This window comes from Halomonas ventosae, assembly GCF_004363555.1.
Classification (GTDB): Bacteria; Pseudomonadota; Gammaproteobacteria; order Pseudomonadales; family Halomonadaceae; genus Halomonas; species Halomonas ventosae.
This window is the reverse complement of sequence record NZ_SNZJ01000030.1, coordinates 1-21747: the sequence shown is the minus strand read 5'-3', so window position 1 is coordinate 21747 and position 21747 is coordinate 1. Positions and strand designations below refer to the sequence as shown.

The 21747-nt window shown below is 69.2% G+C and carries 17 protein-coding genes and 1 pseudogene; 15 read left to right on the top strand and 3 right to left on the bottom strand.

Annotation, left to right across the window (positions count from 1 at the left end; genetic code table 11):
• Positions 1–46 precede the first annotated feature (46 nt).
• Both DFP85_RS18445 and DFP85_RS18440 read left to right on the top strand, forming a co-directional pair.
• Entirely contained in the window at positions 47–523 is a 477-nt protein-coding gene (locus DFP85_RS18445; RefSeq protein ID WP_133637873.1) for a TRAP transporter small permease, read from the top strand.
• Positions 513–1820 carry a TRAP transporter large permease gene (locus DFP85_RS18440; protein ID WP_133637872.1) on the top strand — a complete coding sequence of 436 codons (1308 nt, stop codon included), beginning with the start codon at positions 513–515 and terminating at the stop codon, positions 1818–1820. The genes DFP85_RS18445 and DFP85_RS18440 overlap by 11 nt, the downstream gene beginning before the upstream one ends.
• A gap of 1 nt (position 1821) precedes the next feature.
• Here DFP85_RS18440 and DFP85_RS18435 read toward each other — a convergent pair whose 3' ends face one another.
• A complete protein-coding gene (locus tag DFP85_RS18435; RefSeq protein WP_133637871.1) occupies positions 1822–2346 on the bottom strand; it encodes a macro domain-containing protein in 525 nt (174 codons plus the stop codon).
• 29 nt (positions 2347–2375) lie between these two features.
• Complete coding sequence (locus DFP85_RS18430; RefSeq protein ID WP_166644666.1) at positions 2376–3200, bottom strand: carbon-nitrogen hydrolase family protein; 825 nt, start codon at positions 3198–3200, stop codon at positions 2376–2378.
• Between the two features lie 106 nt (positions 3201–3306).
• Between DFP85_RS18430 and DFP85_RS18425 the strand changes: the two genes are divergently transcribed.
• From DFP85_RS18425 to DFP85_RS18385, 9 genes are all read left to right on the top strand, one after another.
• Positions 3307–3549 (top strand): DUF2798 domain-containing protein, encoded by a 243-nt coding sequence (locus tag DFP85_RS18425; protein WP_133637869.1) that lies wholly within the window; start codon positions 3307–3309, stop codon positions 3547–3549.
• 237 nt (positions 3550–3786) lie between these two features.
• The gene (locus DFP85_RS18420) at positions 3787–5175 is read left to right on the top strand and encodes a KamA family radical SAM protein (protein ID WP_133637868.1); all 1389 of its coding nucleotides are present in this window, start codon (positions 3787–3789) and stop codon (positions 5173–5175) included.
• Between the two features lie 234 nt (positions 5176–5409).
• Positions 5410–6390, top strand: coding sequence for a TAXI family TRAP transporter solute-binding subunit (locus DFP85_RS18415; RefSeq protein WP_133637867.1), 981 nt, complete (start codon positions 5410–5412; stop codon positions 6388–6390).
• A 135-nt stretch (positions 6391–6525) separates the two neighbouring features.
• A complete protein-coding gene (locus DFP85_RS18410) occupies positions 6526–9120 on the top strand; it encodes a TRAP transporter permease (protein WP_133637866.1) in 2595 nt (864 codons plus the stop codon).
• 13 nt (positions 9121–9133) lie between these two features.
• The gene (locus DFP85_RS18405; RefSeq protein ID WP_133637865.1) at positions 9134–9562 is read left to right on the top strand and encodes a universal stress protein; all 429 of its coding nucleotides are present in this window, start codon (positions 9134–9136) and stop codon (positions 9560–9562) included.
• 109 nt (positions 9563–9671) lie between these two features.
• Positions 9672–10574, top strand: coding sequence for a ZIP family metal transporter (locus DFP85_RS18400; RefSeq protein WP_133637864.1), 903 nt, complete (start codon positions 9672–9674; stop codon positions 10572–10574).
• A gap of 187 nt (positions 10575–10761) precedes the next feature.
• Complete coding sequence (locus DFP85_RS18395; protein ID WP_133637863.1) at positions 10762–11580, top strand: DUF2189 domain-containing protein; 819 nt, start codon at positions 10762–10764, stop codon at positions 11578–11580.
• Positions 11581–11718: 138 nt separating this feature from the next.
• Complete coding sequence (locus tag DFP85_RS18390) at positions 11719–12237, top strand: putative pterin-binding protein (protein WP_133637862.1); 519 nt, start codon at positions 11719–11721, stop codon at positions 12235–12237.
• 21 nt (positions 12238–12258) lie between these two features.
• Entirely contained in the window at positions 12259–14442 is a 2184-nt protein-coding gene (locus tag DFP85_RS18385; RefSeq protein ID WP_133637861.1) for an ATP-binding protein, read from the top strand.
• A 1-nt stretch (position 14443) separates the two neighbouring features.
• On the opposite strand, the gene cra is transcribed toward DFP85_RS18385, so the two are convergent.
• Complete coding sequence (gene cra / locus DFP85_RS18380) at positions 14444–15451, bottom strand: catabolite repressor/activator (protein WP_133637860.1); 1008 nt, start codon at positions 15449–15451, stop codon at positions 14444–14446.
• 220 nt (positions 15452–15671) lie between these two features.
• Between cra and ptsP the strand changes: the two genes are divergently transcribed.
• The 4 genes and pseudogenes from ptsP to pgi all read left to right on the top strand — a co-directional run.
• A complete protein-coding gene (gene ptsP / locus DFP85_RS18375) occupies positions 15672–18581 on the top strand; it encodes a phosphoenolpyruvate--protein phosphotransferase (protein ID WP_133637859.1) in 2910 nt (969 codons plus the stop codon).
• A complete protein-coding gene (gene pfkB, locus DFP85_RS18370; RefSeq protein ID WP_133637858.1) occupies positions 18581–19555 on the top strand; it encodes a 1-phosphofructokinase in 975 nt (324 codons plus the stop codon). The genes ptsP and pfkB overlap by 1 nt, the downstream gene beginning before the upstream one ends.
• Complete coding sequence (locus tag DFP85_RS18365) at positions 19552–21318, top strand: PTS fructose-like transporter subunit IIB (protein ID WP_133637857.1); 1767 nt, start codon at positions 19552–19554, stop codon at positions 21316–21318. The genes pfkB and DFP85_RS18365 overlap by 4 nt, the downstream gene beginning before the upstream one ends.
• A 46-nt stretch (positions 21319–21364) precedes the next feature.
• Positions 21365–21747: pseudogene (gene pgi, locus DFP85_RS18360) on the top strand (glucose-6-phosphate isomerase); the annotation flags it as partial.

Sequence of the window (21747 nt, the reverse complement as noted above, 5' to 3'; positions counted from 1 at the left end):
TTAGCGGGGCCGATGGCGTTTCCCACCCCATGACGCCGCGACACCCATGAAAGATCCCGACGCAAGACCCGAGCGCCTGCTGGCGACCCTGGCGATCCTGATCATCGGCCTGATCAGCCTGGCCAACGTGCTGGTGCGCTACCTCACCGGTGGCTCCTTCGCCTTCACCGAGGAGTTCTCGGTGTTCCTGCTGGTGGTGCTGACCTTTGCCGGCGCCTCGGTGGCGCTGCGCCGCAACGGCCATATCCGCATCGGCCTGCTGGAGCGTGCCCTGCCCGGGCCCGCGCGCCAGGCGCTGATCCTCTTCCAGGGGGGCTGCGGGCTCGTCGTGCTGGGGCTGATCACCTGGTTCGGCGCCAGGATGACCTGGCAGGAATTCCAGTGGGGCTCGCTCTCTCCGGGGCTGGGGCTGCCACAGTGGTGGTATCTCGCCTGGTTGCCGCTGCTCTCGGGGCTGATGCTGCTGCGCCAGCTGCAGCAGACCCGCGATCGCCTGCGCGGGAGGCTCGAGGATGAGTCCTGATCTCTGGATGCTGCTCGCCTTCGCCGGGCTGCTGATCGCGGGGGTGCCGGTGGCCTTCTCGCTGGGCCTGGCCGGCGCCGTGGGGATCCTTTCCGGACTGTCGCCGGCCATGCTGGCCACACTGGGCACCAACACCTACAACAGCATCGCCAAGTACCCGCTGATCGCCATCCCGCTGTTCATCCTCACCGGCCTGATCTTCGAGCGAGCCGGGGTGGCGGCGCGGCTGGTGCGTTTCGCCCAGGCGCTGATCGGACCGCGCCACGGCGGCCTCGCCCTGGTGGCGGTGCTGGTCTGCATGATCATGGGCGGGATGAGCGGTTCGGGCCCTGCCGATGCCGCCGCGGTGGCCATGGTGATGCTGCCGAGCATGACCCGGGCCGGCTACCCCCGTCCCTTCTCGGCGACCCTGATCGCCGCCTCGGCCTCCACGGCGATCCTGATCCCGCCCTCGGTGGCGCTGATCCTCTACTCCATCGTGGTGCCGGGGGTCGACCTTCGGGCGCTGTTCGCCGCGGGGCTCTTCCCCGGCATCCTCGCCGGACTGGCGCTGCTGGGGCCGGCGCTGCTGGTCTCCCGTCGCTACGGTTGGGAAGGGGGCACGCCCGTGGAGGGGGCGGAGCACCCCCGGGTGGGCGAGACCTTCAAGCAGGCGCTGCCGGCGCTGTTCGCCCCGGTGCTGATCCTCGGCGGACTGCGCAGCGGGCTCTTCACCCCCACCGAAGCCGCGGTGGTGGCGGTCGCCTATGGCGCCCTGGTGGGCCTCTTCCTGACCCGCGAGATGCGCTGGCGGGACCTCTGGGAACTGCTGGGCGAGGCCGCGGTGATCTCGGGCGTGGTGATGCTGATCATCGCCCTGGCCGGCATCTTCGCCTGGGCAGGCACCATGCTCGGCACCTTCCGCCACCTGGCGGAGTGGATTGTCGGGCTCTCCGACAGCGGCCCGCTGCTGCTGGTGCTGATCATGCTGGCGGTGCTGGTGGCCGGCATGCTCCTGGATGCCATCTCCATCTACCTGATCATGATGCCGATCCTGATCCCGGTGATGCAGCACTTCGGCTGGAACCCGGTATGGTTCGGCATCCTGCTGGCGATGAACATCGCCATCGGCCAGTTCACCCCGCCGGTGGCGGTGAACCTGATGGTGACCACGGAGGTCGCGAAGGTGCGCCTGGAGCAGACCGTGGGCTGGGCCCTGCTGTTCGTGGCGGCCATGGCGAGCGCGCTCGTCCTGGTGGCGGTGTTCCCCGAGATCGCCCTCTGGCTGCCGAGGGTGCTGGGCTACAACCTGGGGTAGCCTACCGCTGTCCGCTCTCCAGGGCCTCAAGCGTCCGCTGGTGGAGCGCGGTGCTGTCGGCATCGAAGAGCACGAAGCGTACCCGCTCGATGCCCGGGCACCCGGGCAGCGTCTGCAGCACCGTGGCGAGCGCCACGCGGGCGGCCTCGGCCGGTGGGTAGCCGAAGGCCCCGGCGGAGAGGGCCGGGAAGGCGATGGAGCGAAGGCCATCGCGCTCGGCCAGTTCCAGGGCGTTGCGGTAGCAGGCGGCGAGCAGCTCGTCGGCGGGCTCGTCGACACCGTAGACCGGCCCCAGGCAGTGGATGACGTGGCGGTTGGGCAGCCCGTGGGCGCCGGTGATCACCGCCTGGCCGGGGCGGATCGGCGCCAGCGGGCGGCACTCCTCGGCGAGCCCGGGGCCCGCGGCGCGATGCAGGGCGCCGGCCACACCGCCGCCGCTGCGCAGCTGCGCGTTGGCGGCATTGACCACGGCGTCGATGTCGGCCTGCCGGGCGATATCGCCCTGGACGCATTCGATGGTGCCCATCACGCTCTCCTCCTGGCGGCTGATGCGGTTCAGTCTGGCCGCCAGAGCGGCAGGACATCAAGGTCGTCGCGGCGGTCCCGGGACAGCGGCAGGCGCGCGCGGGCCGCGGCAATCGCCTGCTTATCGAGGGTCAGCCGGTGCCACTGTTCGTCGCTGCCGAAGGCGAGGGGCGGGTGGTCGTCGTCCACCAGTGGCGGGCAGAACAGCGACTGGCCCCAGTCGTGCCCGGCACGGTTGAGGCTCAGCCAGTAGAGCTGGTTCTCCATGGCACGCGTGGTGACGAAGGCGTGCCAGCTGGCGAAGCTGAAGTCCCGGGTGAAGGCCACCGGGTGCAGGACCAGCTCGGCGCCCGCGTCGGCCAGGCGCCTGGCCAGTTCGGGGAAGCGCAGGTCGTAGCAGATCACCACCCCGACCCGCCAGCCGGCGACCTCGGTGACCAGCAGCCGCTCGCCCGGCGAGAAGTGAGCGGCCTCGCCCGAGGCCCCGAACTGGGCGCAGTGAAGCTTGTCGTAGACGCCGGCTAGGCAGCCGTCGGGGCCGACCAGTACCTGGCTGATATGGCGCCGGCCATCGGCGCGCCGGGCCATGCCGAAGGCGATGGTGGTGCCGAGCTCCCGGGCCAGGTCGGAGAAGGTCGTGGCGACGGGGCCGGCCAGGTCGTCGTCCAGCGCCTCCAGGCAGGCAAAGGCGTCGTCCCCGTACTCCTGGGCGGCCAGCTCCGGCAGCACGACCAGGTCGGGGGTGCCCCGGGCACAGGCGCCTCGTATGCGCTCGGCAACGCGGCGCAGGTGGTCGAGCTGTTCCTCGCGGGTGCGGGTTCGAGGGATGGTGATCTGGCCGGCGAGTAGCTGCATGCGGGCTCCTGTTGCGACCCATGGGCGCACCGCGCGGCATCCACCGGGGTGCTGGCGTACCATGCACAGTCTACCCGCTGTGCCTTTCCCGTGTCCGGAGTCGCCGATGCTGTTTCCCCCGCGTTTCGCCCCCCTGGTGTTTGCCGTGCTGATGTCCATCTACATGGTCACCCTGATGACCTTCGTCATCACCTGGGTCAATACCGGCCTGGGCAACGGGTTCGCCGGCCGCTGGTGGCGCGCCTTCTACATCGCCTGGCCGATCGCCTTCATGCTCATCCTGCTTGGCGCGCCGCGCCTGCAGCGCCTGGCCGCGCTGCTGATCCGCCACCCCCGGCAGCGGGGCTGAAGCGGGCTTCTCGCGCTGTCTGGGTGTTGCACATTCGTTGCAGTTGTCCGTCAAAGGCGTGACATTCGTTGCAATTGGGCGCAGAAACTTGCAGCGACGTCAGCGACCCTGTACCAATGGCCACCCCCCGAACCACTCGCGGTGCCCCGGTTGCTTGCCGGCGCAGCGGACGATCGCGTCTGCCGTGCAGGGCGCCTATGGCCGCCCCGCCGCCGCACCACGACATCAGGAGGTGGCATGAACCAGCGCGTCAACATCGATCTCGGAGATTCCCGGGCCGAGGCCTTCGAGGCCCGCCAGTTCAAGGTCTATACCCACCGCCAACTGGACAGGATCGAGGCCATCCAGCATCTGCCTGACGACCTGCGTTTCGACATGCGGGTGGTCAGCCAGGTGTTGCCGTTCCGGGTCAACGAGTACGTGATCGACGAGCTGATCGACTGGAGCAACGTCCCCGAGGACCCGGTCTTCCAGCTCACCTTCCCCCAGCGCGGCATGCTGCGCCCCGAGCACTTCGAGGAAGTGGCTGCGCTGGTGCGTCGCGACGCCCCCGCCGCCGAGATGAAACCGGTGGTCGAGCGCATCCGCGCCGAGCTCAACCCCCACCCGGCGGGGCAGATGGACCTCAACCTGCCACTGCTCGACGGCGAGCCGCTGCCCGGCATGCAGCACAAGTACCGCGAGACGGTGCTCTTCTTCCCCAGCCAGGGACAGGTGTGCCACAGCTACTGCACCTTCTGCTTCCGCTGGGCGCAGTTCGTCGGCGACAAGGAGCTGAAGTTTGCTTCCAGCGAGGCGGACTCCCTGCACCGCTATCTCGCCGAGCACACCGAGGTCACCGACCTCTTGATGACCGGCGGCGACCCCATGGTGATGAAGGCCAAGCACCTGCGCCAGTATCTGGAGGGCCTGATGGCGCCGGAGCTGGATCATGTCCAGGACATTCGCATCGGCACCAAGAGCCTGACCTTCTGGCCCTATCGCTTCGTCACCGATCCGGACGCCGAGGATATCCTCGACCTCTTCAGGGAACTGACCGCGGCCGGCAAGCATGTCGCCTTCATGGCGCACTTCAACCACTGGAAGGAGATGGACACCCCCATCTGCCGCGAGGCGATCCGCCGTATCCGCGCCACCGGGGCGGAGATCCGCACCCAGGCGCCGCTGCTCAAGCACATCAACGACGATGCCGACCAGTGGGCGAGGATGTGGACCACCCAGGTGCGCCTGGGGATGATTCCCTACTACATGTTCGTCGAGCGCGACACCGGCGCTCGCCACTACTTCGAGGTGCCGCTGGTGCGTGCCTGGGAGCTCTATCGCGAGGCGATGAAACAGGTGCCGGGCCTGGCCCGTACCGCCCGTGGACCCTCGATGTCGGCCGATCCGGGCAAGGTGGAGATCCAGGGCGTCACCGAGATCAAGGGCGAGAAGGTCTTCGTCTTGCGCTTTATCCAGGGCCGCGACAGCGACTGGGTGCAGCGGCCCTTCTTCGCGAAATATGACGAGGCCGCCACCTGGCTCAACCACCTGGAGCCCGCGCTGGGAGAGAGCGAGTTCTTCTATGAGGCCGAGTTCGCGGCCATGAAGGAGGAGAAGCAGGCGCTGATCATGAAGGCGTCGTGAGGCGTTTCATAGCCTTGAGCGTTACGCCCTGCGTGATAAAAGGCGAGGAAAATTAACGCTCACTAAACGTGTTCAGGGGTCTAGACTCCAACCTATGGAAAAAGGCCTCATCAAACGCCCGCTTTTTTCGCTAAAGTAGGAGAGGGCGGCAACGCCGCCGGCGGTCGCGTCACGGGGCTGCCATACAGGAACCCGTTTGCACAACACGTTTGTCGAAAATAAAGAGGTGTATTCATGAAACGCCATGCATTCTCTGCTGCTGCCTTCACCGGCGCGATCCTGGGGGCCGCGATGTTCGCGTCGCCGGCCATGGCCCAGGAAGAAGAGAAGTTCATCACCATCGGTACCGGTGGCCAGACCGGCGTCTACTACGTGGTCGGCCAGTCCGTCTGTCGCCTGGTGAACCGTCTGGAAGACGCCAACATCAAGTGCAACGCGCCCTCCACCGGCGGCTCGGTGGCCAACATCAACGGCATCAAGTCCGGCGAGCTGGACATGGGCGTGGTGCAGTCCGACGTCCAGTACCAGGCCTACAACGGCACCGGCAACTTCGAGGGCGAGGCCTACGAGGACCTGCGGGCGGTCTTCCGCGTCCACGGTGAGCCGCTGACCCTGCTGGCCCGCGCCGATTCCGGCATCGAGACCCTCGATGACCTGGAGGGCAAGCGTGTCAACATCGGCAACCCGGGCTCCGGCCAGCGCAACACCATGGAAGTGGTGATGGAAGCCAAGGGCTGGACCGAGGATACCTTCGCCCTGGCCTCCCAGCTGGATGCCGCCGAGCAGGCCGCGGCCCTTGCCGACAACAACGTCGACGCCATGGTCTACGTGGTCGGTCACCCCAACGGCTCCATCCAGGAAGCCACCACCACCGTGGATGCGCGCCTGATCCCGCTGACCGGCGAGGCCATCGACGGCATCGTCGAGGAGCATCCCTACTACTCCAAGTCGGTCATCCCCGGTGGGCTCTACAAGGGCAATGACGAGGACGTCGAGACCTTCGGCGTGGCGGCTACTTTTGTCTCCACCGCCCAGGCCGACGAGGAGGTCGTCTACCAGACCGTCAAGGCGATCTTCGACAACTTCGACCGCTTCAAGCGCCTGCATCCGGCCTTCGAGAACCTCGACCCGCAGGAAATGGTCAGTTCCGGACTCTCCGCGCCGCTGCACGAAGGGGCCGCCCGCTACTATCGCGAGCAGGGCTGGATCGAGTGATCCGAAGACCTGAGGTGATGTCACCTCGGTGAAGAATGCGCGGTCACCCGAGGGGGCCGCGCATTCTGTTTGGGATGCCCAAGGGCATTACCAGCAGGGGTTCCCAGGGCACACGTTACAGAGCAGGGCACGCTTATGACTGAGGACAACAAGAGGACCACCGGGCACGAGGTCGACCTGGAGGATATGGTCGCCTCGAGCGATTCCGGGGCCCGCAAGCCGGCCGGGACGCCAGGCAAGCTGCTGGTCAGCATTGCCGCCGCCTGGTCGCTCTTCCAGCTTTGGATCGCATCCCCGATCCCCTTCATACTGGGCTTCGGTGTCTTCAACGCCACCGAGGCCCGTTCGATCCACCTGGCCTTCGCGCTCTTCCTGGCCTACATGGCCTATCCGGCGCTGAAGCGCTCGCCCCGTGATCGGATTCCCGTCCAGGACTGGGTGCTGGCGGCGGCGGCGGCCTTCTGCGGCGCCTACATGTTCATGTTCTACGAGCAGCTCGCCCAGCGACCGGGCGCTCCGATCCTGCAGGACGTGATCATCGGCGTAGCCGGCATCCTGCTGCTGCTCGAGGCCACGCGACGGGCGCTCGGCCCGCCGCTGATGATCGTGGCATCGGTCTTTCTTGTCTACAGCCTGGCCGGCCCCTGGATGCCGGGGATCCTGTCCCACGGTGGGGTCAGCCTCTTCGGCCTGGTCAATCACCAGTGGCTGACGACCCAGGGGGTCTTCGGCATCGCGCTGGGGGTCTCGACCAGCTTTGTCTTCCTGTTCGTGCTGTTCGGCGCCCTGCTCGACAAGGCAGGTGCCGGTAACTACTTCATCAAGGTCGCCTTCTCGCTGCTCGGCCACTACAAGGGCGGCCCGGCCAAGGCGGCGGTGGTGGCTTCGGCCATGACCGGCCTGATCTCCGGCTCCTCCATCGCCAACGTGGTGACCACCGGCACCTTCACGGTGCCGATGATGAAACGTGTCGGCTTCTCCGCCGAGAAGGCCGGTGCCGTGGAGGTGGCGTCTTCGGTCAACGGCCAGATCATGCCGCCGGTGATGGGGGCCGCGGCTTTCCTGATGGTCGAGTACGTGGGCATTTCCTATGTCGAGGTGATCAAGCATGCCTTCCTGCCGGCGCTGATCTCCTATATCGCCTTGGTCTATATCGTTCATCTGGAGGCCATGAAGGCGAACATGCAGGGGCTGGAGAGCAGCAATCCGCCCAAGCCCCTGGTGCGCAAGGTGATCGGCTTCCTCGGCGGCCTGCTGCTGATGATGGTTACGGCGCTGGCGGTCTACTACGGCCTGGGCTGGCTCAAGCCGGTGCTGGGCGATGCCACGCCCTGGGTGGTCGCGGTCGCCCTGACGGTGATCTATGTTGCTCTGCTCAAGCTGGCCGCGGGCTATCCCGAACTGGAGCTCGACGACCCGGACACCCCCATCTACAAGCTGCCCCAGACCAAGCCCACGGTGCTGGTTGGCCTGCAATACATCCTGCCGGTGATCGTGCTGGTCTGGTGCCTGATGGTTGAGCGCCTCTCCCCGGGGCTGTCGGCCTTCTGGGCCACGGTCTTCATGATCTTCATCATCCTCACCCAGCGTCCCATCACCTCGATCTTCCGTGGGCGCAGTGACATGGCGGCGGATCTGCGCGAGGGCGTCATGGACCTGTGGAACGGCCTGGTTACTGGTGCCCGCAACATGATCGGCATCGGCATCGCCACCGCCACCGCCGGCATCATCGTCGGCGCGGTCTCCCAGACCGGTGTCGGCCTGGTGCTGGCCGAGGTGGTGGAAACCCTCGCCATGGGCAACCTGATGCTGATCCTGTTGCTTACCGCGGTGCTCAGCCTGATCCTCGGCATGGGCCTGCCCACCACGGCCAACTACATCGTGGTCTCGGCGCTGCTGGCCCCGGTCATCGTCAACCTGGGGGCGGAGAATGGCCTGCTGGTGCCGCTGATCGCGGTGCACCTGTTCGTGTTCTACTTCGGGATCATGGCGGACGTCACGCCGCCGGTGGGGCTCGCCTCCTTCGCCGCGGCCGCGGTCTCGGGCGGCGATCCGATCCGCACCGGCTTCCAGGCCTTCTACTACAGCCTGCGTACTGCGGCGCTGCCATTCCTGTTCATCTTCAACACCGACCTGCTGCTGATCGATGTCTCGCCCCTGCAGGGCGTGGTGATCTTCGTGGTATCGACCATTGCCATGCTGATCTTCGCCGCGGCCACCCAGGGGTTCATGATCGCCCGCAACCGCTGGTACGAGTCCATCGTGCTGCTGCTGGTGGCCTTCACCCTGTTCCGGCCCGGCTTCTGGATGGATCGCATCCACGATCCCTACCAGTCGGTGCCGCCGGCGCAGTTCGCCGAGGCGCTGGGCAGCGTCGACGAGGAGAGCACCCTGCGCCTGCAGATCAGTGGCCTGGATGCTTATGGCGATCCCATGACCACCTACATGCAGCTGCCGGTGCCGGAGGGCGAGACCGGCGAAGAGCGCCTGGAGAACCTGGGCCTGGAGCTGATCATCGAGGACGAGCGAGCGGTGGTCGACATGGTGGCCTATGGCAGCCAGGCCGCGGATATGGGCTTCGACTTCGACCAGGAGATCATCGAGGTGCTGGCCCCGGTGGACCGCTGGAGCAAGGAGCTGATGTGGATTCCGGCCTTCCTGGTGTTCGGCCTGATCGTAGTGATGCAGCGCCGGCGGCGGGATCGCAGTGCCGCCGCGGCGTCAGCCTGAAGGAGAGAGCGTCATGTACCAGAAGATCATGTTGCCGGTGGATCTCAACGAGGAGGCCTCCTGGGCCAAGGCGCTGCCGACGGCGGTAGCGCTATGCCGCAGCTTCGGCGCGTCGCTGCATGTGGTGACGGTGCTGCCGGACTACCGCATGCCGCTGGTCGGCTCCTACTTTCCCAAGGACTTCGCCCAGAAGGCCCATGAGGCGATCACCGAGGCCCAGCACGAGTTCATTCGTGACCACGTGCCTGAGGACATCACGGCCCAGAGTGTCATCGTCGATGGCTCTCCCTGGGAGGCGATCGTCAAAGCGGCGAAGAAGCTCGAGGTGGACCTGATCGTCATGGCCTCCCACAACAAGCGCAAGTTCGCCGACTATGTGCTCGGGCCCAATGCCGAGCACGTGGTGCACCATTCCAAGGTGTCGGTGATGATCGTGCGCTGAGCGGGCCCGACGACTTCTGTAGGACCCTGCGAACGCCTCCCCCGCGGGAGGCGTTCGCGTACGGGGTTGTCCACGGTTGCACGGACGGGCGCGACAGGGAGCGAGACGGATGACCACGGAGCAATGGAAATACATCGGACGCGCCTGGCTGATGCCGGTGGTGCTGCTGGCCATGCTTGGCCTGCTGCTTGGATGGTGGTTCCAGGAGGCCGGTCGGCTGGACTGGGTCGACGGCCTCGGCCGGGTGCAGCTCGGCATCCTGGCGAGCCTGGTGGCCGGTCTCTTCACCCTGGTGGGGGCCCTGCCGGTGCTGCTGGTCGAGCGCGTCAGCTACCGCGTCCAGGATTCCCTGCTTGGCTTCGGCGCCGGGGTGATGCTGGCGGCCACCGCCTTCTCCCTGGCCGAGCCGGCCATCACCGAGGCCCAGCGCTATGTGCCGGATCTGCTGGGTGCGGCGCTGCTGGTCTCCCTGGGGATCGTGCTCGGCGGCCTGGCCGTGCTGCTGCTGGACAAGCTGCTGCCCCACGAGCACTTCGCCGTGGGCAAGCAGAGCGGCGCCGAGGCGGCCCGCATCAAGCGCATCTGGCTGTTCATCTTCGCCATCTCCATCCATAACCTGCCCGAGGGGCTGGCGGTAGGCGTCGGCTACAGCACCGGCGACATCACCGGCGGCCTGGCCATCACCATCGGGATCGGGCTGCAGAACATGCCGGAGGGACTGATCGTGGCGATCGGCCTGATGAGTGTGGGCTACAGCCGCTTGACCGGCCTCGGCGTGGCCCTGCTCACCGGGCTCGTCGAGCCGGTGGGCGGGACCTTCGGTGCCGTGGTGGTCACCGTCGCCGCCTTCCTGCTGCCGCTGGGCCTGGCCTTCGCCGCCGGGGCCATGCTGTTCGTGATCAGCCACGAGATCATTCCCGAATCCCACCGCAAGGGGCACCAGACCTACGCCACCATGGGGGTGCTGGTGGGCTTCGTGCTGATGATGACCCTGGGCAAGACCCTGGGGTGAAGCCTGCGCCGCCAGGACATTCTGCGTTGAGTGCCGCGATGCAACACACCCTGCGGGATCGGCTGTGGTCGTCTACATTAATCAGGTGTTAAGAGATGAAGGGCGCATTATGGCCAGGTGCCGTGATGTGGTCCTGAACCGGCCCGGCAGCACCGGGACTCAACAGGCGGCAAACAGGGGTGTGACCATGAATGCAGCAGCGACAAGAGAACGTGGCAAGGGTGCTGCGCCCAATGTCAGGATCAGCATCCGGTCGGTGGGCATGGACAAGCCGCGAGCCTGGCTGGCAGCAGGGTTCGAGGATTTTCGCCAGGCCATGTCGGTCAGCCTGGCCTACGGCATGTTCTGGGTGGGGCTGAGCGTCGCCGTCACCGCCGGTGCCTTCACGCTGGGCCTCTGGCACTGGCTGCTGCCGCTGGTCGCCGGGTTCATGTTCATCGGCCCCCTGGTGGCGGTGGGCTCCTACGGCATCAGCCGTGCCCTGGAGGCGGGCCGCGCCCCCAACCTGGGCGACGCCTTCGGTGGCTGGAAGGGCCATGCAGGGCAGCTGGCGATGATGGGCGTGATGATGATGATCTTCTTCCTCGCCTGGATCCGCCTGGCCACCCTGCTGTTCGCGCTCTTCTTCGGCTTCGAGGCCCCGAGCCCCGAGACACTCTATGCCACGCTGCTGACCACCCCCGACGGCCTGATGATGCTGGCGGTGGGCACCGCGATCGGTGCCGTCCTGGCGTTCGGCGCCTTCACCATCAGCGTGGTGGCGATTCCCACCCTGATGGACCAGGACCTGACCTTCATGGAGGGCATCGAGGCCAGCATCCGTTCGGTGTCGAAGAACTTCCGCCCGATGCTGCTGTGGGCGGTGATCCTCACCGGCTGCGTGCTGGTCGGGGTGATGACCTTCTACATCGGCCTGGCGCTGATCCTGCCGGTCCTGGGCCACGCCAGCTGGCACGCCTACGAGGACCTGGTGCGCATCGAGCCGGTGGAGGAGCTGAAGAGCTGACGCGATCTCCCCGGAAGTTCTGGAAACCTCAGGGGGCGCTTGGCGCCCCCTGAGGTTTTTGCAGGACCCTCGCCTGACCTCCGCTGCCGAATCGAGTACTCTTGGGACTTCTTTATCCCGTTCGCAGGTAGCCTGCCGATGCTGACCGGTATCGCCCTTCGTCCGCTCGTATTGCTGCTCCCGGCCCTGATGTCCTGTTCCATCGCCCTGGCCTCGCCGCTGCCGGTGCCCACGGGCAGGGTGCTGCTTGCGCTCAGTGGTGACATCACCCACACCAACGTGGGCGACGAGGCGCATTTCGACCGCGCCATGCTCGAGGCGCTGCCGGCGCGGGTCATCGAGACCCATACGCCCTGGCATAGCGACAGGGGACGCTACGAGGGCCCGCTGGTTCGCGCCCTGCTCGAGACGGTCGGTGCCGCTGAAGCCGAGCAGGTGCGCATCCGGGCGCTCAACCACTACGAGGCCGAGGTGCCGGTGGCGGACTTCCGGCGCCATGACGTGATCCTGGCCATGACCCGCGACGGCGACCCCTTGACCATCCGCGAGTACGGGCCGCTGTTCGTGCTCTACCCCTTCGACGAGCATCCCGAACTGCTCACCGAGGCCATCCGCTTCCGCTCGGTGTGGCACGTCGAGCGGATCATCGTGCCCTGAGCCTGGCCGCGGAGAGCTGAATTGCTGCGCTATCCCCTGCGTCTCAAGCTGGGTGCCATCGCCGCCCTGGTGTTCTTCGCCGCCGCCCTGGTGGTGGTGGGCCTGGTGGCCTGGCGCCAGGACAGCCTGGCCGAGAGCGTAGGGGGAGATGCGGCCTGGCACGCCTACAAGCTCGACCGGGACACGGTGCAACTGCACAGCTTCCTCGCTCGCCCCGACCTCTCCCGCGAGTCGCTGCAGGCCCTGCGCCTGCGCTTCGAGCTGCTCTACAGCCGCCTCACCCTGCTCCAGAATGGCGACATCACCCAGCTGCTCGGCAACATCCGCGTGGCCGAGCAGCTGGTCCCGGAGATCGAGCGGCACCTGCAGGCCCTGGATGAACAGATCCGTGGGCTCGAGCGCCTCGACGATGAGGCCAGGGCCAGCCTGACCCAGCGGCTCGAGACCCTGGGCGGCGTGACCGAGCGGCTGATCATCGCCATCAATGGCCACCTGGCCGAGACCACCACCCGGGAACGGCAGCGACTGCAGACCCTCTATGGCGTGCTGCTGCTGCTGATCCTGGCCATGAGCCTGGCGGGGTCACTGGTGGTCGCCTTCCTGTTTCGCGAGGCCCGCGACAATGCCGCCGCCCGGCGGGACCTGGAGGCGCTGAGCCGCGAACTGGAGGTCACCGCCCGAGAGGCCGAGTCGGCCAGCCGGGCCAAGTCGGAGTTCCTGGCCACGGTCAGCCACGAGATCCGCACCCCGCTCAATGGCGTCATCGGCATGAGTGACCTGCTGCAGGACCAGCCGCTTCCCGACCGGGCGCGTCACTACGCCGACACCATCCATGACAGTGCCCGGCTGCTGCTCGAACTGATCAACGACATCCTGGACTTCTCCAAGATCGAGGCCCAGCGCCTGGAACTCGAGGCGCGCCCCTTTGCCCTCGGCGAGCTGGTCGATGGCGCCATCTCGCTGTTCGCGCCCCGGGCCGAGGCCCGGGGCACCCGCCTGGCCTGCGAGCTGGATCCCGAGCTGCCGCCTTACCTCGTGGGGGATGCCGGCCGATTGCGCCAGGTGCTGCTCAACCTGCTCTCCAACGCCATCAAGTTCACCGAGCAGGGGGAGGTCCTCCTGCGGGTGCGTGACGAGGGGGAGGGGCAGGTGCTGTTCGAGGTCCTCGACACGGGCGGCGGCATCGCCCCTCGCCGTCAAGAGCAGCTGTTCGAGCCCTTCCAGCAGGGCGACCCCTCCACCGCCCGACGCTTCGGCGGTACCGGCCTGGGGCTGGCCATCAGCAAGCGACTGGTGGAGGCCCAGGGCGGGCGCATCGGGCTCGAGAGCGAGGAGGGCCAGGGCAGCCGCTTCTGGTTCGTGCTGCCGCTGAGTGCGGCAGACAGCGACGCAGAAGCGCAGGCGTCGGTGGCGGCGGTTCCCGAGCAGCGCGTGGCCGATGCCAGGTTGCTGGTGGTCGAGGACAACCCGGTCAACCAGCAGGTTGCCCGCGCCATGCTCGAACGGCTGGGCTGTCGGGTCAGCGTGGCCGACTCGGCGGACGCGGCGCTCCGCCTGGCGGGGCGGGAGCGCTTCGACCTGATCTTCATGGACGTGCAGCTGCCGGGCATGGACGGGCTCGAGGCCACGCGCCGCCTGCGTGCCCGCGGCGGCTGGTCGGCCGAGGTGCCGGTGGTGGCCATGACCGCCGGCGGGCCGGGCGGGGACCAGGCCCGCTGCCTGGCGGCCGGCATGAACGGCTATCTCACCAAGCCGCTGTTCCAGGATGCCCTGATGGCGACCCTGCAGCGGCACCTGCACCAGGCGGGTCCCTCCCTCGACATCGTGCGTCCAGCCGCCACGGCGGGAGAGGGGGCCGCCGACCAGCCGCTGGAGCCCGCCACCCTCGCGGCACTGGGCGAGAGCCTGGGCGGGCAGGGACTGGTCGCCCTGATCACCCTCTTCCGGCAGCAGTCGGCAGCGCATCTCGCCGGCCTGGAGCAGGCCGTGGCGGAGGGGGCGACAAGCCGGGTCGAGTACCTCGCCCATCAGCTCAAGGGGGAGGCCTCGAGTCTCGGCGCGGTGAAGGTGGCCGGGCTGGCCACGCGGCTGGAGCGCCTGGCCAGGGAAGGGCGCCTGGACGAGGCAGCCCTCGCCCTGGGGGCCCTGCATCGCTGCCTGGCCCTGACCCTGACGGCGCTGGAGGCCTGGGCGCCAGGCGCCTGACTCAGGCCCGGGTGGCGATGCGCCCGGGAAGACGCCAGCGCAGGTGACGCTCGACCACCTGCAGGCCTGGTCGGTAGTCGCCCCGCGAGGCGGCGAGGGCACATGCCAGGGTCAGGGTGGCGATGCGATCGTGGTCCTGGACCGCCGAGTTGACCGGCAGGGGCAGGAAGTCCAGCAGGCGGCTGTCGCCGAAGGTCGCCAGCCGCAGCGCCGGCGGCAGGCCGCCATCCTCCAGCAGCACGTCGAAGACCCCGTCGAGCAGGGTGTAGGAGGCGGTGACCAGGGCGTCGGGCATGCCGTGGCCGTCGAGTAGCTCGCGCATCAGCCGGGCCCCCTCGACGCGGTCGTAGCGACGGGCGCCGCAGGTGATCACCTCCAGCGGCGGATGGTCGGCCAGGCCTTGCTGGAAACCGGCGCGGCGCTCCCGGCTGATCGACAGGGCCGGGACCGCATCCAGCCAGGCGATGCGCGTCACCCCGTCATCCAGCACCGAGCGGGTCAGCCGCTCGGCGGCCTCCCGGTCATTGCTGACCACGCTGGCGAAGTGGCGCGGGTCGAGGCCGCGGTCCACGGCCACCACCGGCAGGCCGGCCGCCATCAGCTCGGCATAGAAGGGGTCCTCCATGGGCAGGCAGCTGGCGGTGATCAGCACCTCGCAGCGCTGGGCGCGCAGCGCCAGGGCCAGCTCGCGCTCGCTCTCCGGGTCGTCGTCGGAGCCGACGATCAGCAGCCGGTAGCCCGCCTCCCGAGCACCGCGCTCGAGTCGCTTGGCCAGGCGCGCATAACTGACGTTCTCCAGGTCGGGGATGATCAGCCCCAGCAGGCGGCTCGCCCCCCGTCGCAGCGCGGCGGCCTGGGCGTCGACCCGGTAGCCGTGCTGCTGCACCACGGCCATCACCCGGTCGACGGTCTCCTGGCTGATGCGCCGCTCCCGGGCCTTGCCGTTGATGACATAGCTGGCCGTGGTGCGGGAGACCCCGGCCAGATGAGCGATTTCGGCGAGTGTCATGGGCGTCCTCGGTAACCGGTGGGGGGATGCTACGTCACGGGCGCCGGCCTGCACCCACCCCTGCCAAAGTCGTAGTGTGTCGGCCTTGCCAACCAGTATGAATCGATTCAGCATGAATGACATCACAGGTGACACGATTCAGCTAGCGAATCCAGCGATTCTCCGAGCGGCTGAGCGAGAGGCGACCACCGTCCGTCACCCGAGCGAACAGGAGAGACCCATGTTGACCCTCCGCCAGGACGATATCCTGCTCGACCGCCGGGCCGACGACTGGCGCATGGCGCTGGATCAGGCCGCCGAGGCCCTGCACGAGGCGGGCCTCGTCGAGCGCGATTACCGCGACGGCCTGCTCGACCGCGAGGCGCAGTCCTCGACCTTCCTGGGCAATGCCATCGCCATTCCCCACGGCACGCCCGACAGCCGCCGGCACGTGCGCCGGACCGGCGTGCGCGTGCTGCAGTTCCCGGCCGGGGTCGAGTGGCACGACGGCAACCGCGTGCACGTGCTGGTGACCATCGCCGCCCAGAGCGACGAGCACCTGGACATCCTGCGCCAGCTGACCCATGTGCTGGACCGCGAGGGCGTCGCCGAGCGCCTGGCCGCCGCCGACTCCTGCGGCGAGATCGCCGGGCTGCTCTCCCGGGCGGTGGTCGAGGCGCGCCTGGATGCCGATACCCTCTGCCTGGGCTTTCCGGCCCGTGACCGTCAGGAGCTGGCGCTGGCCGGGGCGGCGCGACTGCGCCAGGCCGGCTGCGTGGGCAGCGACTTCGTGGCCAGCGTCGCCGAACGTGCGCCCCTGGGGCTCGGCCAGGGGCTCTGGCTGGTCAGCAGCGAGCGCGGCGTCGAGGTGCCGGCGCTGTCGCTGGCGACGGCCGATACGCGCCTGGAGGAGGAGGGTGAGCCGGTCACCGGCGTCTTCTGCCTGGCCGCCCAGGGCGATGCGCATCGCGGGCTGCTGGAGCGCATCCTGGCCCTGCTAGACACCGGCAGCGCACGCGAGCTGCACGGCCTCGATGCCGAGACGCTGTTGGCGCGGCTGGCCGGCGAATCCGCCGCGGCCCGCACCCGCCAGGCGCGGGTGCTCAATGCCCACGGCCTGCACGCCCGGCCGGCCAAGCAGCTGGTGCAGGTGGCCCGCGCCCAGGGCCTGGCGATCCGCGTGCGCCTGGCCGATGGCGGCTTCGATGCGGTCTCGGCCAGCAGCCTGACCAAGGTGATCAACCTGGGCGCGCGTCGCGGGCAGCGGCTCGTCTTCTCCGCCGAGGGGGAGGGGGCCGAGGCCGCCCTGGAGGCGGTCTGCAACGCCGTGGCCGAGGGGCTCGGCGAGCAGGTGCTGCCCTTCGACGAGAGCCGCGAGCAGACGGCGGCGGTGGTGGACGAGCCGGCCCCGGAGCCGCTGCCGGCCGACCGCCCCCACCCGGCCGTGGCGGCGTCCCCCGGGCTTGCCATCGCGCCGGTCTTCGTGCTGCGCACGCCGCACTTCGACTACCCCCAGCGCGCCGAGGATCCCGCCGCCGAGGCCCGTCGCCTGGAGCGGGCGATCCGCGAGGGCAGCGAGCAACTCGAGGCCCTGGTGCGCGAGGCGCGTGGCGGCGAGGTGGCACAGATCCTCTCCATGCACGAGGAGATGCTGGGGGATCCCGAACTGCTCGAGGCCGCCCGGGAACAGCTCCAGGAGGGCAGCTCCGCCGAGGCCGCCTGGTGGGAGGCCATCGAGACCGCCGCCCGCGCCCAGGAGATGCTCGCCGACCGGCTGCTCGCCGAGCGCGCCGCTGACCTGCGCGACGTCGGCCGGCGGGTGCTGGGCATCCTCTGCCGGGTCGAGCTCCCCGAGCCGCCGGCCCACCCCTACATCCTGGTCACCGACGATGTCGGGCCCTCGGACGTGGCACGCCTCGACACCTCCCGGGTGCGCGGCCTGCTCACCGCCCGCGGCGGGGCCACCTCCCACAGCGCGATCCTGGCCCGGGCGCTGGGCATTCCCGCCGTGGTGGGGGCCGGCAATCGGGTGCTGACCCTGGAGGACGGAAGCGAGCTGATCCTCGATGGTGAGCGAGGCCGCGTGATTCCCGCTCCCTCCCCGGAGCGCCGCGAGGCCGCCGAGCGGCGCCTCGCCGAGCGTCGGCGCCGCGAGGCCGAGGCCTGGGAGGCGCGCTTCCAGGAGGCGCGCACCCGCGACGGCCATCGCGTCGAGGTGGCCGCCAACCTGGGCAACACCGCCCATGCGGCCGATGCCGTGGAACGCGGCGCCGAGGGCGTCGGCCTGCTGCGCACCGAGTTCCTGTTCATGGCCCATGCCCAGGAGCCGGACCTCGAGACCCAGGTCGCCGAGTACCGCGAGGCGCTGGACGCCCTGGACGGCCGACCGCTGGTGGCGCGCACCCTGGACGTCGGCGGCGACAAGCCGCTGCCCTACTGGCCGGTCCCGAAGGAGGACAACCCCTTCCTCGGCCTGCGCGGCATCCGCCTGGCACTCACCCGCCCCAAGGTACTCGAGACCCAGTTCCGCGCCATGCTGATGGCGGCGGCCGGCGTTCCGGCGGCCGGCGATCCTGCGGCGGGCGCCACGGGCAGGGACAGGCCGCTGCGCATCATGCTGCCGATGGTCAAGGACGTCGGCGAGTTCCGCGCCGCCAAGGCGATCCTCGACCGCCTGCTCGAGGAGATTCCCGAGGCCGAGCGGACCACCGACGTCCAGCTCGGGGTGATGATCGAGGTGCCCTCCTGTGCCCTGCTGGCGCCGACCCTGGCCGCCGAGGTGGACTTCTTCTCGGTGGGGACCAACGACCTGACCCAGTACACCCTGGCCATCGACCGCGGCCACCCGGAGCTCTCCGCCCAGGCCGATGGCCTGCACCCGGCGGTGCTCAGGCTGATCGAGATGACCGTCTCGGCCGCCCATGCCCACGGCAAGTGGGTGGGGGTCTGCGGGGAGCTCGCCAGTGATGCCGTCGCCGTACCGGTGCTGGTGGGTCTCGGCGTCGACGAGCTGTCGGTCAGCGCCCGCCAGGTGCCCCTGGTCAAGGCGCGGCTCGCCGAGGTCGACCTCGAGGAGGCCCGTCGCCAGGCCGGGCTGGCCCTTGCCCAGGCCACCAGCGAGGCGGTCCGCGACGCCCTGGAGGTGCGCTGATGGCCAGGATCCTGACCCTCACCCTCAACCCCGCCCTGGACCTCTCGGTGAGCCTCGAAAGCCTGGTGCCGGGCGAGGTCAATCGCACCCGCGAGACGCACCTCGCCGCCGCCGGCAAGGGCGTCAACGTGGCCCGGGTACTGGTCGCGCTCGGTCACGAGGTCAGTGTCTCGGGCTTCCTGGGGGCCGACAACGATGGCCCCTTCCTGCGCGCCTTCGAGGCCCTGGCGGTGGAGGACGCCTTCATCCGGGTCCCGGGCGAGACCCGCATCAACGCCAAGCTCGCCGAGGCCGACGGCCGGGTCACCGACATCAACGGGCCCGGGGCGGCCATCGATGATGCGGCCTGGCAGCGGCTGCTCGACTGGCTCGAGGCCCGCGCCGCCGATCCCCGGCGGCGTCCCGAGGCGGTGGTGATCGCCGGCAGCCTGCCGCCCGGCATCTCGCCCAACGACCTCGCCGACCTGGTTGCCCGCCTGCGCGCGGCCGACCTGCCGGTGTGGGTCGACACCAGCGGCGAGGCACTGGCGGCGGCCATCGAGGCGCGCCCCTCGGCGGTCAAGCCCAACGAGCAGGAGCTGGCCGCCTGGGCCGGCACGGCGCTGACCAGCGCCGACGCCCGGCTCAGGGCGGCGCTCAGGCTCTACGCCCAGGGGGTCGAGGAGGCGCTGATCTCCGCCGGCCCGGAGGGCGTGCTCTGGGTCAGCCGGCGCGGCGCCTGGCAGGCCCTGCCGCCGCGCCTCGACGTCGCCAGCACCGTGGGGGCCGGCGACACCCTGGTCGCCGCCATGCTGCACGGCGTGCTCTCGGGGCATCCGCCCGAGCAGGTGCTGCGCCTGGCCACGGCGCTGTCCGCCGAATCCGTCCGCCATGTGGGCGTGGGCGACGCCCGTGCCCCGGATTTCCCGCAACTCCAACAACAGACCCGCGTTCGCCGTCTCAACGACGTCGATGCAGGGGGAGCTCTCGCATGAACGCCATCATCATCACCGCCTGCCCCAGCGGCATGGCCACCACCTTCCTCGCCGCCCGTCGCCTCGAGCAGGCGGCCAGCCGCCTCGGCTGGCAGGCCCGGGTCGAGATGCACGGCGAGCTCGAGCCGCTCACGCCGGTCACCGCCGAGCAGATCGCCGAGGCCGACCTGGTGGTGGTCGCCGCCGATCACGTGCCGGCCCCGGAGCGGTTCGCCGGCAAGCGGCTGTACCGTGCCGCCATCGACCAGGCCCTGCCCGATCCGCGTGCCTTCCTCGAGCGGGCCAGCCGCGAGGCCAGCGACTTCCAGCCATCGGCGCAGGAACCCGCCCCGCAGGCAGCCGGCGCCCGGCGCGACGACGCCCGACGCGACGGCGCCCGCAGGATCGTCGCGGTGACCGCCTGCCCCACCGGAGTGGCCCATACCTTCATGGCGGCCGAGGCGCTGGCCGAGGCGGGCAGGTCGCTGGGCCACGAGATACGCGTGGAGACCCAGGGATCGGTGGGCGCCCAGGACCAACTCACCGAGGAGGAGATCGCCGTGGCCGACCTGGTGATCCTGGCCTGTGACATCGAGGTCGATGCGGCCCGCTTCGCCGGCAAGCCCGTCTATCGCACCTCCACCGGCAACGCCCTGAAGAAGCCGAAGCCGACCATCGAGGCGGCACTCGAGGAGGCCGAGGTGGAGCAGGCGGGCGGTGCCGGGTCGTCGGGCCAGGGCGAGGTGAAGAAGGGCAGCAGGGAGAAGGGCGTCTACCAGCACCTGCTCACCGGGGTCTCCTTCATGCTGCCCATGGTGGTGGCCGGGGGCCTGCTGATCGCGCTCTCTTTCGTGTTCGGCATCGAGGCCTTCCAGGAGGAAGGGACGCTCGCCGCGGCGCTGATGCAGATCGGCGGCGGCACGGCGTTTGCGCTGATGGTCCCGGTACTGGCGGGCTATATCGCCTACTCCATCGCCGACCGCCCGGGCATCGCCCCGGGGATGATCGGCGGCATGCTGGCCTCGGAGATCGGCGCCGGCTTCATCGGCGGCATCCTCGCGGGCTTCCTGGCCGGCTATGTGGCACTGGCCGTGACCCGCCACGTCAAGCTGCCGTCGAGCGTCGAGTCCCTCAAGCCGATCCTGATCATCCCGCTGATCGCCAGCCTGGTCACCGGCCTGACCATGATCTACGTGGTCGGCGAGCCGGTGGCGGCCATCCTCTCCGCCCTCACCACCTTCCTCGAGAACATGGGCTCGGCCAATGCCGTGCTGCTCGGCATCCTGCTCGGCGCCATGATGTGCTTCGACCTGGGCGGGCCGGTCAACAAGGCCGCCTACACCTTCGGCGTGGGGCTGCTGGCCTCCGAGACCTATGGCCCCATGGCGGCGATCATGGCCGCGGGCATGGTGCCGGCCATCGGCATGGGCATCGCCAGCTTCGTGGCACGCCACAAGTTCTCCAAGCCGGAGCGCGAGGCGGGCAAGGCCTCCTTCGTGCTGGGCTTCTGCTTCATCAGCGAGGGCGCCATTCCCTTCGCCGCCAAGGACCCGCTGCGGGTCATCCCGGTGTGCATGGTGGGCGGGGCGATCACCGGGGCGCTCTCCATGCTGGTCGGGGCCAAGCTGATGGCGCCCCATGGCGGCATCTTCGTGCTGCTGATCCCCAACGCCATCAATCCGGTCCTGCTCTATCTCGCCGCCATCATCATCGGCTCGCTGGTGACCGGCCTGGGCTATGCGGCGATCAAGCGGGGCAGCCAGGCCGTGGCCGTCGAGGCCTGAGCCACGCCGCGAAAGCGCGCCTCCCGACAACACGCAGAGGTTCCCCATGTTCCAGCTCACCCGCAGCGTCACCTGGCAGGCCCTCAAGGGCCTGCAAGCCGAGACCGCCAACGACCGCATCCGCGACTACTTCGCCGCCGACCCCCAGCGCTTCGAGAAGATGAGCCTGCGCGTCGGCGGGCTCTTCCTCGACTACTCCAAGCAGCCGGTCTCCGATGAGGTGCTGGCCAAGCTGATCGAACTCGCCGAGCACTCGGCGCTGGTCCAGCGCCGCGCCCAGATGTTCTCCGGCGACATCATCAACGTCACCGAGGACCGGCCCGTCCTGCATACCGCCCTGCGCAACCTCGGCGAGGGGCCGCTCAAGGTCGATGGCCAGGACGTGATGCCGGAGATCCAGCGCACCCGCGAGCAGATCCGTGCCTTCTC